Here is a 14,804-nt window from a genome sequence, read left to right as displayed (position 1 = left end):
TTGCGCTATATTGAGAAAATAGGTATTGCGATTCATCACTTCATGATAGATTAAGAAAGTACGATAGCGAACAGGAAATGCTTCTAGAAACCTTACATTTTATTGGTATTTTTTATTCTTAAAATAAAGATTTAACATTTATATTGCTGTTACTATTACGAAAATTAACGTTTTTCTAATAGCTATGACCGCTTGCTTTATTATACTTCTTCTCATGTAATAGAAAAGAAATGCTATTTTGCGAACAGCACTTCCCTTCCTTCTGCATGTATTTGACTGTGTACAAAAACCTACCAATTGCCTTTATAGACATAAGTCAGATATTGCTTAGCTCCTTGAAGTAAGCGTTCTAGCAGCCGGATATCCGTAGTAGCATCCAATTGATGATAGTGTGGAAAATAGCGTGTGATATGTAGTGGTATATTTGTATCAATTTGGGCCAGCCATTCACATTGTTTCAGCATATCTGCGATTGCATCATTACGCCGGGGAACGATAAGCGAAGTTATTTCCACATGCGTATGGGCTGCAGCACAGCGAATCGTTTCTTTCACCTGTTCCAAATTACCGGCTAATTCCTCATAGATGTTATCTTGAAATCCTTTCAGATCAATATTCATTGCGTCAACATAGGGCAATAGCGCTAATAATTTGGTTGTTTCGATCATGCCATTACTGACAATGACAACTGCTAGATCTTTAGCTTTTGCTGCAACTGCGCAATCGAAAACATATTCATAGGAAATCAAAGGTTCATTATATGTAAAGGCAATACCAATGTTTCCATCTTTTCGTTTCGCACAAGCCAATTCAACAAGGGTTGCAGGTGAAATGGGATGATATGGTATCGTCTCGCTCATACTGATTTCATGATTTTGACAGAATGGGCAGCGCATATTACAGCCATAGCTGCCTATGGATAAGATATTAGAGCCGGGATGAAACCTTCGCAACGGTTTCTTTTCGATGGGATCTAAAGCCAATGAGGTAATCTTTCCATAGTTTTCACAAATTATTTTACCGTGTTTGACGATACGAGCTCGACAGAATCCGCGTTGTCCTTCCTTCAGTACACAATGATGAAAACAAAGATCACAAACGACATTCTTCATGACGTATCACCTCAAAGCGCTCTAAGGTGTAAGAAGCGTTTTCATCAATTCCTGCCTTATGTAAAGCAATTGCTACCTGTTGTTGTATCGTATCCACACCTTCCAGATCAGGTAACAACACGCCTTGATGATAGGCATCACTTACAATGATGCCATAACGTTTCACATCCAATTGGGCAAAGGATGTAATCTGCTCTGGCTCACATAACACATCCACATGATACACAAGGTGTGCAAGTTCTTCTTTTTGTACAGGAGGAAACCGCGGATCACGACTGCCGGCCGCAATCGCATTGGATATAATTTCCTGTGCGATATGTTCTTTTGTTGCTTGCAGCGTACCGATGCATCCACGTAGTTGTCCTTTTTCTTGTATGCTCACAAATACTGCCGCATGCTGTTGGCAAAGCGTTTTATCTTCTACCTCATCGTCTCTTAATATACGTCCTTCTTTGACATAGGTTTCCAGTGCCTTACGAGCCAGGGCTACATAGGGATCTTGCATTTTCATCCGAATAATTGCCGTTGCATAGCCTACCCCAAATGCTCCTTCATAAGATAAAAATTGACAATGCTCATATTGATGCTGAACTGCCCCCAACATCATCTGAAAAGCAGGTAGACCACATTGAGCACTTTTTTCACAAATATCATTAGGTAAAGTGGTAATATCGTTCAAAGCATCTGCTTTTAAAAGTTTTACAAAGGCCTCATCAAAGGCAGGCCCTTCTTTGGTATAGCCATAAGGTCCATCTTTCTTGAGCTTATGTGACAGATCGCCACTGGCTATGAGCACTACATCCTTCCCACAGGATGTTGCGGCTTTATATATGCATTCTCCAAATTGTATATGCGTATCTCTATCCAAACCGGATACAGCAATACGGACCATTTGAAAATCACGATATGCTTGTTCTATAAAGTAAAGTGGTACCATCGTACCATGATCTAATACAGGTTCCTGATTCCCCAGGGTACCAGCCGGCAAATGAGCCTTTTGGGCCAGGGAACAAAGGACATTGATGAAATCCACATCATAATGTTCATGAAATTGCACCTGTTCACAGCCAAATGCACGCATATCACCATACGCTTGTTCTCCATCGGAAATATGAATATAATCCATATAGGCCGGTGCATGCGGTGAGCATATCACGATTGTTTGTGGACGAATACGGGCGATATCTTTTGCAATCGTTTCATAGCCTTGCCTTGTGAGACTGATTTTTTCTTCCTCTTTCTTTCCTATTTCGGGAAGCAGAATGGGTGGATGTGGCACGATATAAGCAGCTTTCAACATAAAAATCACCTTTCTTTTTAACAACTTATCGTTGTTTTTGATACACTCATTATACCACTATCTAAGAATTAACTTATAATAGTTTATTGTTTTAAGATTCGGATCCAGAGGATGATCAATATCTTTCCAATTGCCTATTTTTCATATTCTTTAGCATTCCCATTAGGTAATGTTCATCCTGATTACGTGATAGAAACATTCACATCCATTCTCGCTATTACGCTAAGGCTTTCATCTTGTGCTCATTACGCAAAACATACACCCCTCTTATGCGAAAGACATGCTTTACCAAAGTTGATTTTCATGCGTATGTTAGATACAATAGTCAAAGAATGTTACAAGAGAACGCATTCGTAAAAGACATCTAAATTTTATGAATGAATGTATTGAACAAGTTAAGAGATATTGCATTGGAAAGAACTTGCTAAGTTAATGAACTTAATTTCGGCCAGCATAAAGCCGAAAACAAACGCAAAGGAGAATGCCCTATGATTTTATATTTTTCAGGTACAGGAAATAGTGAATATGTAGCAAAACGAATAAGTAAAATGATTCAAGATGAGGTAATGAATCTTTTTGATAAATGTAAAGAAAAGGACAATGCAAAAGTAACCTCACAACGCCCATGGGTCATTGTTGTCCCAACATATGCATGGAGAATACCACGTATTGTCCATACGTGGATCAGGGAAACAAAGTTCACAGGAAATAAGAATATTTATTTTGTAATGACCTGTGGTGATAGTATCGGTAACGCAGGGAAATATCTTAAAAGATTGTGTGCTGAAAAGAACATGAATTACTATGGCTGCATCAAGATCATCATGCCGGAAAACTATATCGCATTATTTACTACCCCAACAAAAGATAAAGCTTTGCAAATCATTGATCAGGCGGAAAGTATCATCGATCATACGGCTCTTACTATTAAAAAAGGAATGCCGTTGCCACATACAACAATATCTTTCATGGATAGAATAAAGAGTGGAATTGTAAATTATCTGTTTTATCCTGTTATGGTCCATGCAAAAAAATTTTATGCGAGTGATCATTGCATATCTTGTGGTCAATGTGTTAACGTATGCCCACTTAACAATATTCAATTGAAAAAGGGAAAACCGGTATGGGGAAAGCACTGTACGCATTGCATGGCATGTATCAATCGTTGTCCTAAAGAAGCGATTGAATATGGTAAACATAGCCTTGGATTACCGCGATATACTTGTGACAAAGATGTATAATGGTATCCATCCATATCCTATATAATGCTATACCCCCTATGCATAAAGCATAGGGGGTTCTTTCGGTATTCTTTATCGGTATTCTTTACTTACATTCATTTATTATAAATTCTGCAGCATGATGTTACAGCCATCCACAACACTGTGCAGCGCATTTTCAGCAACATATACCGGAATCATCAACTCATTGCGCATCAAGGTATCCAGATTTCTCAACAAGGCACCTCCACCTGTCAGCACCAATCCATGCTGAACAATATCAGATGCCAATTCTGGAGGAGTAACCTCAAGAATGGTCTTTGTGGCATGTACAATTTCTTGAAGGCTACCACGAATATAGCTTTCTACTTCATTGCTATTGATTTCTATAGCATGAGGAAGTCCAGTTTCCACATCACGTCCACTCACGGAAATGGTTTCCGCATCTTTTACGACCATCGCATTTCCGATCTTCTGTTTGATTTCTTCTGCTGTTTGTTCACCGATATACATCTTACGTTTTGATCGAACATTTTCAATGATATCCTGAGTAATACGATTTCCGGCTGTTTTGATTGATGTTGAACATACAATATCACCCAAAGACAATACGGCGATATCACTTGTTCCTCCCCCAATATCTAGTACCATATTACCACTTGCTTTACCAATATCTAAACCAGCTCCCACAGCCGCAACCTTTGGTTCCTCTTCTAAATAAACTTTCTTTGCTCCTGCACGATATGCACAATCACGAATCGCATTCTTTTCAACGGATGTTATCTTAGTCGGATGACAAATCAAAATAATGTTCTTTTTAAACATTCCTTTTAATTCACATTTCTTAAGAAAATAATTTAACATCATATCCGTTGCTTCAAAATCAGCGACCACCCCATCCTTCAATGGGCGAATACAAAGCATATTCTTAGGTGTACGTCCCAACATCTCTCTGGCATCTAATCCTGCCGCAATACATTTCTTGCTAGAGGCATCTACCGTTATGACAGATGGTTCATCTACGATGACACCCTTATTGTCTAAACAAATCAACAGATTGGTTGTCCCCAAGTCGATTCCAATTTTTCTTACCATTCCTTTACCCTTCCTTCATTTTGTATATGCACAACCTTAATTTTCCAATATTAATATACTACATACCTTATGAAAAAGCAAAATAACCTTATAAAATTACCGGTTTTCTTTTTCTGTTTTATGATGAAGGTACAAATTTACCAAAAAAGGTGGATCCGCCATGTTTATAACATAGTCAAAACCACCTGCTGAACACAATCCTTTTATTTATCATCCATCGTATAGGGCAAGATCTTATCACTGTCTAAAAGCTTTTCAAATTCACCCAAAGGCATTGGACGATAATAATAAAAGCCTTGTATATAGTCACAGCCTTCTGCTTCTACAAACCGTGCATATTCTTTTGTTTCCACACCTTCAGCCAAGACCTTGATTCCCTTGATTTTCGCAATGTCGATGATATTATGGATGACCCGTTTTCGCTGTTCACTCAACATGCCCTGAAAAAACAAACGATCTAGCTTAATAATATCAATGGCAGCATTCATTAACAAATCAAAGGAAGAAAAACCATTACCGAAATCATCTAAGGTACAAGTGAATCCTTCACTGCGGAAAATATCAATTATATCTTGTACCTGATCTTTTTTCTCAAAATGAATATCTTCGGTAAATTCAAATTCAATCAGATCTTTCGGTAAAGAATATTGGCGAAACGTCCCTAGATAATCTTGTAGAAAATCACCATCAAAAACGGTTAAATTGGTCACATTAAAACTGATTGGCACTACTGCCTTATGTTTCTTTATGCGCTGCTGAAGGAAAGCACACATCTTATCAAAGTGCTGTAAATCAATCATATATAAATCGCCATTTTTGGTAAAGGTAGACATAAATTCATTTAAGGGAACCATCGTCCCATCCTCTAATATCCACCGCATCAACAGCTCACCGCCACAGATTTTGTGTGTCTGCAGTTCTACCTTAGGTTGAATATAAATCTGAAACTGGTTAAGAAAGCGCGCCTGAGTAAGCTTTGTCGATAAGCGATAGGTCTTTAAATATTCTTGCACGACATCTTGCTGCGCCAATTCATAGCTGAAGGTCCGTCTGTCGTGATGTAATTGTTTTCGCGCAATGCCTGCCAATGTCTGTAACTTCGCAAAAGGTGGACATTCCTCATGCAATAAATATATGCCAAAAGAGGTATATAGATTTTTATGTAATCCTTCTATTCCATTTTCAAATACAGCATCTATGATATCCATCAGAAAAGAATCCAAGACATGCGTCTCATGATTATGTTCAACAAAGAAATCAAAGGTATCTGCATATCGTCTTGCGACATAGCCACGTCCTTTTAACTGTGTTTCTAAAAGCTGTTGCATACTGACTAATACATGATCACCAAAGGCACAACCATATTCGATGTTAATATAGCGAAATTGTTTGATATTCATTTCCACAAAAGCATATTCTTTTTCATCCTTCTGAATGATGGTTTCATAAATATGTTCTAACCATTCATTGGTATGCGAAACATGCCTTAGTTTATCTTTGTTTTTCATGACCATTACCCCTACTGTATGCTATCTATTATATACCATAATGTCACATGACAGTAATTTTTTTGATTCTTAATGAAAAAGAGCAGTTATTTATACGTAGCTGCCCTTAATACTTCTAAAAAAGGTTACAAAGACATGGAAATCTATCTTATCAATCTAATTCAAACTGTCCGGTATATAATTGATAATAACGTCCTTTTTGTTTTAATAGTTCTTCATGACTTCCACGTTCGATAATTTCTCCATGATCTAAGACCATGATGGCATCGGCATTGCGAACCGTAGATAAACGGTGGGCAATCACAAAGACGGTACGATTTTGCATTAATTTATCCATTCCTTGTTCAATCAGTTTTTCCGTACGTGTATCAATAGAGCTAGTTGCTTCATCTAAGATCAGAACTGGAGGATTAGCGATTGCTGCTCTGGCAATCGCAAGCAATTGACGCTGTCCTTGTGATAAGTTTGCTCCATCTCCACTCAGCATCGTATGATATCCATCAGGAAGACGCTTAATAAAAGAATGAGCATTTGCCAGTTTTGCTGCCTCAATAATCTGATCCATGGTAGCATGTAGATTTCCATAGCGAATATTATCCGCAATCGTACCCGTAAACAGATGCGTATCCTGTAATACGATGGACATCGAACGACGTAAATCATCTTTGGCAATGAGCTTTACATCTATCCCATCATAGGTGATACTGCCACTTTCGATATCATAGAAGCGGTTGATCAAATTGGTGATGGTTGTCTTGCCGGCTCCGGTACTGCCCACAAAGGCAATTTTCTGTCCGGGTTTGGCATATAGGTTAATGTCTTTTAAGATCGTTACCCCTGGTTCATAGGCAAAAACAACATCATGGAAACGGACATCACCACGCAGCAATACAAGTTCAATTTCACCATCATGTGGATGTCGCCATGCCCAATGTCCTGTATATTCCTGACATTCCTGCATACTGCCATCGGCTAACAGACGGACCCGTGTAAGGGTTACTTCTCCATTATCTACCTCTTCACATTCTTCCATCATATCAAAAATACGCTCAGCACCTGCCATTGCGGCTAACATAAAGTTTAACTGTTGCGTGAATTGGTTGATTGGCAAAGCTGTTTGACGTACATATACCAAATATGCGGATAATGCCCCAAGGCCAAGATTTCCAGCGATTGCGAAGAAACCTCCAATACATGCGACAATTGCGTAGTTGAAATATGACAATGACACAACCGTTGGTATAGTTCTTCCAGAATAAGTCAGTGCTTCGGTAGCTGCACTGCGCAATGCTTCATTACGGCGTTCAAATTCTTCAAAGTTTGGTTCTTCATGATTAAATACTTTAACGACCTTAACACCATCAACCATTTCCTCGATAAACCCATTTAATTTTCCCATCGCTGCTTGCTGATGCGAAAAATAATACTTAGACTTTTTACTGTAATACTGAATCAGCAAATACATAATAATCATAAAAATCATAACAATACATGAAAGCTGCCAGTTTAAAATAAAGATGGCAATCAATGTACCGATTATCATGGTAAAGCTTTGGATAAGATTATCAAAGCAGTTATTCATTGCATCCTGTACCGTATCCAAATCGTTTGTAAAATGGCTCATAATATCCCCATGCGTATTTGAATCAAAGAAGCGTAATGGTAATTTCTGCATTTTCGCAAATAAATCCTGACGGATTTCCATAACGATCTTTTGTGAGGTATGCGTCATCAGCTGTTTGTAAATAGCCGTACATACAGCACCGCTGCCATACATCAAAGCCATAAACAGAATGGCCATGATTAAACCATCGTAATCATGAGGAACAATATAATTATCTATGATGGGTTGTAACATATAGGTGCCATATAGATTCGCTCCTGCACTGGCAATTACCAATACCCCAACAAACAACAAAGCAAAGCTATGATTTCCTAAATAATGCAGAAAGGTTTTTAAGGTTTTCCGCATATTTTGGGGTTTCTTTCCCGTAATCTGTTTAGCCATGGAAACCAGCTCCTTCCTGTTGTGAAGTATAAATTTCCTGATAAATGGCATCCTTTGCCAACAACTCTTCATGCGTGCCGATGGCATGAATACCTCCATCCTCTAAGATGATGATCTGATCCGCATGCATTACACTGGTGACCCGTTGCGCAATGATAATTTTTGTTGTGTCTTTTAAAGCTGCTAAGCCTTCTCGAATATGCGCTTCGGTTGCGGTATCCACAGCTGACGTGGAATCATCAAAAATTAAGACTTTAGGATGTTTCAGCAATGCTCTTGCTATGCAAAGACGCTGCTTTTGTCCACCAGATACATTAACACCGCCTTGCCCTAAATCACTTTCATATCCCTTAGGGAAATTAGGTAAGAACTCATTTACACAAGCAACCTCACACGCCCAGTCTAGCTCTTCATCATCCGCCTGCGCATTTCCCCATAACAGATTTTCACGAATCGTTCCGGAAAATAAAGTATTCTTTTGCAATACCATACCAATGGCATCACGTAAATGCTGTAAAGGATATGCTTTCACATTGCGTCCATCAATGGATACGATGCCATCTTCCACATCATATAAACGTGGTATCAACTGTACCAAGGTTGTTTTTGCCGAACCGGTACCTCCCAGAATACCGATGGTAGAACCGGCTGGAATATGCAGATTGATATCACGCAGCACATATTCTTCAGCATCTTTCTTATATTTGAAATACACATGAGAAAAATCAATCGTTCCATGTTCAATATAAGCATCAGCTCCTGCTTCATCATGGATATCCAATGGTTCATCCAGCACTTCAATAATACGTTCACAGCTGGCAAGTGATCGTGTCAACATCAAAAAGACATTGGAAATCATCATCAAAGAATTCAGTATCTGTAAAACATAACTTAAAAACCCGGTCAATTCCCCGACTTTCATCGTACCAACGAAAATCATATTTCCCCCAAACCAGAGAATACATAAAATGGTCGTATACATAACCACCTGAAACAATGGCAGATTCCATACAGAAGTCCGGAATGCTTTTTCACTTGCATAGCGTAATTGCTCATTGACCTTTTGGAATTTGGCCTTCTCATACGTGCCTCGCACATAGGATTTCACCACACGTATGGCAATCAGATTCTCTTGAACGATGGTATTTACCTTGTCGATGGATGCCTGCATCAAACGATATAAAGGACCTACCTTATGAATGATCAGAAATAAACCAAGGCCCAATATCGGGATTGCTATCAAGAATACGATGGCTAGATCTTTATTAATCGTAAAGGTTAAAATTAAAGCTGTCAGCAACATGACCGGTGAGCGAACAAAGGGCCGTATTCCATTGGAAATGGCTGTCTGCAAAATGGTAACATCACTAGTTAAACGGGTTATCAAAGAACTTGTAGAAAAATGGTCGGTATTCGCAAAAGAAAATTCCTGAACTTTCCTAAACTCATCTTTTCGCAATTCTGCTCCAAATCCTTGCCCTGCCGTTGCCGCAAAGCGTGCATACAGCACCCCTAAAATCAGTGCCAGCAATGCACATGCAATCATCTTAGAGCCTTGTAACAAAATATATGTCTTATCTTGATTGGCAACCCCAACATCTATGATATCCGCCATTAATAAAGGAATGACCAACTCAAATACGGTTTCCGCAACCACACAGAAACAGCTTAGCCATAGATATTTGCGATACTTATGCATATAAGGAAACATACGTTTCAGCATAATCTTACCTCCTAATCTAACGTTTTATTGCTAAGATTGTGATACATACGGTTAAGAAACTGTTTAAATTGCTCCTGCTCTTCCTCACTAAAACCTTTCAATGACAATGCTTCCACTTCTTTACAATGGGCATTCCATTCTTGTAAAGCATGCTTGCCCTTTTCGGTAATGCATAATTTCAATGCGCGTTTATTTTTCGCATCAATTGTACGTATCAACATTTTTTTCTCTTCTAACGAAGTTAAAATACGGGAAACTGTAGCACATTCTACATCACACGCTTCGGCAATATCTTTCAGCATGCAATTCTCATTTCCTAAAACATAGCGTAAAACCTTCGGTTGTCCCGGAGAAAGCTCATAACTTTCCATATCTTTGCGAATTTGGTTGCGCTGTGCATGAAAAGTTTTAAATACCATAAGATAAAATGGCGTTTTCATTTCTTCACCCCCAATCATTAGCTTGCTAATTGTTAGCAAGCTAAATATAATACCAGGTACTTATCTTGTCAATATGAAATGCTCATTTTAAACAAAAAAAGTCAGTCTTATTGTGATATGAATACTTCTTAGTAGACAACGTAAATGAAGAAAACGTTGTTTACGAAAGGAGTGATCCTATCATTGTTAACCGACTTTTATAAACTCAAAGCTTTCCATAATTTTTACGATGAATATCGACGACAAGTGAGAAATCATCATCAAATTTAGCTAACAATGCCTCCATATCCTGACAGTGTAGCTTATACTCCATTTCTTCCCCATATAAAGGTAACAATTGATAAAAACGAATGAGTTTTCCGCTGCTTAAGCGCACACACGCCGGTTTCTTTTCGGCTTCTAATGCTTCAATCAGCCCAATCCCCTCAAATTGATTATTATCAGATAGCGTTGCACGATCGGATCCAGCCGCAATGGTATGACCATAACCGATCCATGTATGATAATCTATCGGCATCCGAGCGATTATTTTCAGCCAACGAAGTGGCCAATAATCATTTTCATCATTACTTTCGATGTTCCAATCTGCTGGAAGATAGATTAGCAATTCGGCATTGCGTAATTCATACGCAGCAAATTGCGATGGTACCTCCATATCATGCGCACCCATACCCATGGTGACAAGTTTATAATAAGGATCTGTTTCATTAGGAGCTATTATGGCAATATCCACATGAATATCCGGCGAAAAGATTTCGTGAAAAACATTTTCAAAAGGGCCGAAGGTTTTCTGAATATATGCTTCCAGCTCTTGGATTTCATTTTCTTCATATACTTCCAAAGGAACAAGCTGTTCCTGCTTTGCTTTATGTTTTTTAAAGAATCCCATGATCATACCTCCCATATACATATTATCAGTATAACACGGCTATGAAAAGTGCACAATTTTCTTTCTTAGGGATACTCCTCTTTATCTTCCATAGTAAAAAGATGTACCATGCTCATCTCATGATACATCCAAAGCGAAAGTTGTTATCTGTAAGTTATGTAAGAAGGGTTTACGATTTTAACAATCCGCCTTTAAGATATGGTAATACTATATTGATGTACGCTTGTTTTTTTCGGTGCTAAAGAAGCAATGCCATCTCGTTTACTAAAATCGCCTTCATAACCATAAAAGTCCGTATGACCGATCCATGGCTCCACACATAGGAAGGAAAGCTTTTTTTCCTTATGATATGGTGACCAGATTCCCACATGATCAAAGCCGGTAAAATCAACAGTTATTTTTGTTTGCTTTGTCAGTGAGCGAATATGCAATTTCGTTGATGCAGGATGGATAAATGCCAATGCCTCTTTTTGAAACAGATTTTTGCGTATGAAGAAACGTCGTTCTTCATGAAAGAAAGGTTGTTGTTTCTGTAGCAGCTGCCCACTTTCACATACCTCATAAATATTCATTGTTTCCGGTTTCTCAAATTCTACATAATAATCATCACAGGATTCATTCTCATCTAAAGGAATGCGGAACCCCGGATGTCCGGCATAATTATAATATAGAGTACGTGTATCATCATTAGAAATCGCTGCTGTTACAATGAGCTTATTATCGATCACTTCATAACGCAGACGCACGCGGCATTGATACGGATATTGTTTCATTGTTTCTTGTGTACTGGTGAACAAAAACTCCACATACGATTCTCCCTGCGCAAGAATGGGCAATGTTTCATACCGCAGGATGCCATTAGAACGCATGGAATAGGTTTTTCCATCCAGCTGATAGGATAAATTGTGTAGCTTTCCTATGACAGGAAAGACGACAGGAGCACTGCTGCCCCATATCGCCGCATCTCTTTGCCATAAATATTCCATTTGCTGTGGGATGCTATACAAGGAACGCATTTGTGCACCCAGTTCATCAATTTCTACCCGTAATTGTTTAGAGGCGATGCACACCATGGTTATAAATACACGACCTTTCCGCTTTCACAAGAATCATGTACCGCCTGTGCAATGCGCGTTGCCTGTAAACCATCATAAATAGAAGTTCTAAATGGACGGTCTGATAAAATATCAGCCACAAATTCCTGCATTGGTTCTAAACCAAAGCCACTGGCACTGTCTTGGGTAAAATTCATGAAGATATAATTAGGAATCGACTCTTTCTTATCCGTAAAGCTCTTAACACCACGATAGGATTCATTCTTAAAATATTTCTTTTCAGTTACGACAACAAGCTGTCCATCATTGGATTTAGGAAAAGTCACAGGCAGGATCCAGTTGTTTTCTACCGTCCAGTTGCTGCCATCTTTCATCGTCAAGATTGCCTGTATGTTATCATATGTCTGATAACCTTCCTTTTTCAATACTTCCTTATTGCCGACTGCATATACTTTTTCTACTTCACTGTCTGTTATATAACGAATTAAATCATAACAATGTACCCCTAGAAACCAGGCAGGAGACGATTTATCTGTCCAAGTAAACCACTTTCTAGGTACATCAATGATATCATCCAGCGCCATATAGCCACGGATAAAGGTATCCTCATCTTTTTTGATTTCATCACGGATGGCATTATAGGCAGGATCCCAACGCTTATGAAAATCTACCGAAATCTTAACTCCGTGTTTTTCAGCTAAGGCAATTAATTCTTCACATTCTTTTACACTGGTAGCCAGTGGTTTTTCAATAAACAAATACTTGATTCCGGCTTCCATGGCATCTTTGGCTGGTTCAAAATGATATGGATCCGGTGTTGCGATACTGATTGCATCTAACTGCTCCTGCGCAATCATTTCTTTTACGGTTTTATAACCGGTTATCTGATATTTATCAGCCGTGGCTATTCTGCGTTCTTCATTCAAATCACAAAATACCACACGTTCAACATTTTTATCACAGCAATAGGTATGGATATGATAATTTCCATAAATACCTGCACCTACTACACCAATCGTTAATTTTTTCATTTTTTTAACACTCCTTATAAGGATTCTATCCCAATTGTTTCTTCAAATTTTGCGTCTTCTTTCGCATAATATTTTTCCAAGGCCTTACCACCGAAGATGACTGCTACATCAATGACAATCAAGGCAATAGCGCCAACCACCGGTATTTCCGCTAATAAGGTTGGAATTAAAATAAACAGATTTCCTAAAGCCATCGTAGTTGCCTGCTGATTTTGTGCTACCAGTGTCAGATTTGCATTGTGTGCCAGCTCTGTAAACATAGGGGCAGCCCAACTGGAAATCCATAACACGATTGGAATAAAGATCAAGCTGGATACAATCGTTCTTCTGCGATTTGCGCGATGTACAATCGTCGCAAAGCAAACATAGAAAGCCGCAAACGGTACTTCTCCTAGTGGCAATGTCGTATTTCCCGGTAACACCGCCGCTACGATCATAAAGACAGGAATCATTAAGAAACCAACAGATATTGTCACCGGATGTCCGATGGTAACAGCAGAATCTAAGCCGATATACAATTCACGGTCCGCAAAATGCTTGGTGAAGAATTGCTTTGCTTGATTGGAAATCGGTATTAAACCATTTACCAGCATTTTAACCATCGTTGGGAATAATTCCATCAAGGCTGCTGTTTTAATCGTTACATCGGCAATTCCCTTAAAATCATAGCCGGCTACGATACCAAAGAACATACCCATGATCAATCCCAAATAAATACGTTCTCCAAAGATAGCTCCGATATAATGGCCAATTCCTTTTTTGGTTTCTTCTTCATACTCTTCTTCCATCTTGCGATGTGCTAAGAAAGGAATATGATCATAAACTTTATCTAACAGCAGGAACAAAGGCGCACTAGCTGCCGCAAAGCCATGTGGAATGGCAATTGCTTCAATACCGATGATTTGCTGGGTACGATGCGCCATGATATCCGCAACCTTTAAGCCTAAGATGGCATGAGTGACACCGGCTAAAATAGCTAACCAGAAGCTACCTGTTAAAATCTGTACAAAACCTGCTGTTATGGCAAAGTACCAGAAGTTATATACATCGACATTTACCGTATTGGTAAGCTTTAAGGCAACCATTACGATATTTACGAATATGATAATAACGATCAGTGATGCTCCTAACAACCCACCAAAGCCTACGGCTGCTGCCGGTGAACCACCGACATCGATTGCCGTCAAATTTAGATTTAAGACCTTTACCATCTCATTAATGACTGGGCCTAAAGATTGTGATGTTAGCGTAGATACGATACTGACACCGACCAAGCCAACACCAACCGTTGCCCCGGCACGCAGAGCTTTGGGAAACTTCAAACCAAACAATAAACCAATCAGACACATGAGCATAGGGACAAAGATATAGCTTCCCAGATCTACAATGTAACTGATGACATCCATTACAACTTGCATACGTA

General features: G+C 38.9%; 12 protein-coding genes. 1 reads left to right on the top strand and 11 read right to left on the bottom strand.

The window, feature by feature from the left end; genetic code table 11:
- Positions 1–290 precede the first annotated feature (290 nt).
- Complete coding sequence (gene amrS / locus KJS44_RS02860; protein ID WP_008689898.1) at positions 291–1,112, bottom strand: AmmeMemoRadiSam system radical SAM enzyme; 822 nt, start codon at positions 1,110–1,112, stop codon at positions 291–293.
- Positions 1,093–2,412 carry an AmmeMemoRadiSam system protein A gene (gene amrA, locus KJS44_RS02855; protein WP_008689899.1) on the bottom strand — a complete coding sequence of 440 codons (1,320 nt, stop codon included), beginning with the start codon at positions 2,410–2,412 and terminating at the stop codon, positions 1,093–1,095. The genes amrS and amrA overlap by 20 nt, the downstream gene beginning before the upstream one ends.
- 488 nt (positions 2,413–2,900) lie before the next feature.
- Here amrA and KJS44_RS02850 point away from each other — a divergent pair, with 488 nt between their 5' ends.
- Complete coding sequence (locus KJS44_RS02850; protein ID WP_008689900.1) at positions 2,901–3,653, top strand: EFR1 family ferrodoxin; 753 nt, start codon at positions 2,901–2,903, stop codon at positions 3,651–3,653.
- A 102-nt stretch (positions 3,654–3,755) separates the two neighbouring features.
- Here the strand turns inward: KJS44_RS02850 and mreB are convergent, their stop codons facing one another.
- The 9 genes from mreB to KJS44_RS02805 all read right to left on the bottom strand — a co-directional run bounded on the left by mreB (position 3,756) and on the right by KJS44_RS02805 (position 14,799).
- Entirely contained in the window at positions 3,756–4,727 is a 972-nt protein-coding gene (mreB, locus tag KJS44_RS02845; protein ID WP_008689901.1) for a rod shape-determining protein, read from the bottom strand.
- 203 nt (positions 4,728–4,930) lie between these two features.
- Positions 4,931–6,235 (bottom strand): EAL domain-containing protein, encoded by a 1,305-nt coding sequence (locus KJS44_RS02840; RefSeq protein WP_008689902.1) that lies wholly within the window; start codon positions 6,233–6,235, stop codon positions 4,931–4,933.
- Positions 6,236–6,386: 151 nt separating this feature from the next.
- Positions 6,387–8,243 carry an ABC transporter ATP-binding protein gene (locus tag KJS44_RS02835; protein WP_008689903.1) on the bottom strand — a complete coding sequence of 619 codons (1,857 nt, stop codon included), beginning with the start codon at positions 8,241–8,243 and terminating at the stop codon, positions 6,387–6,389.
- Complete coding sequence (locus tag KJS44_RS02830) at positions 8,236–9,966, bottom strand: ABC transporter ATP-binding protein (RefSeq protein WP_008689904.1); 1,731 nt, start codon at positions 9,964–9,966, stop codon at positions 8,236–8,238. The genes KJS44_RS02835 and KJS44_RS02830 overlap by 8 nt, the downstream gene beginning before the upstream one ends.
- A gap of 11 nt (positions 9,967–9,977) precedes the next feature.
- A complete protein-coding gene (locus tag KJS44_RS02825) occupies positions 9,978–10,406 on the bottom strand; it encodes a MarR family winged helix-turn-helix transcriptional regulator (RefSeq protein WP_008689905.1) in 429 nt (142 codons plus the stop codon).
- A 205-nt stretch (positions 10,407–10,611) separates the two neighbouring features.
- The gene (locus KJS44_RS02820; RefSeq protein ID WP_008689906.1) at positions 10,612–11,295 is read right to left on the bottom strand and encodes a suppressor of fused domain protein; all 684 of its coding nucleotides are present in this window, start codon (positions 11,293–11,295) and stop codon (positions 10,612–10,614) included.
- A 191-nt stretch (positions 11,296–11,486) separates the two neighbouring features.
- Positions 11,487–12,368, bottom strand: a complete 882-nt coding sequence (locus KJS44_RS02815; protein ID WP_008689907.1) for an aldose 1-epimerase family protein — start codon at positions 12,366–12,368, stop codon at positions 11,487–11,489.
- Between the two features lie 2 nt (positions 12,369–12,370).
- Complete coding sequence (locus KJS44_RS02810; RefSeq protein ID WP_008689908.1) at positions 12,371–13,381, bottom strand: Gfo/Idh/MocA family protein; 1,011 nt, start codon at positions 13,379–13,381, stop codon at positions 12,371–12,373.
- A gap of 14 nt (positions 13,382–13,395) precedes the next feature.
- The gene (locus tag KJS44_RS02805; RefSeq protein WP_008689910.1) at positions 13,396–14,799 is read right to left on the bottom strand and encodes a PTS transporter subunit IIC; all 1,404 of its coding nucleotides are present in this window, start codon (positions 14,797–14,799) and stop codon (positions 13,396–13,398) included.
- Between the last annotated feature and the right edge of the window lie 5 nt (positions 14,800–14,804).

Source organism: Longicatena caecimuris (assembly GCF_018406465.1).
GTDB lineage: Bacteria > Bacillota_I > Bacilli_A > Erysipelotrichales > Erysipelotrichaceae > Longicatena > Longicatena caecimuris.
The sequence above is the reverse complement of the archived record's forward strand: the minus strand, read 5'-3'. Positions and strand labels throughout refer to the sequence as shown.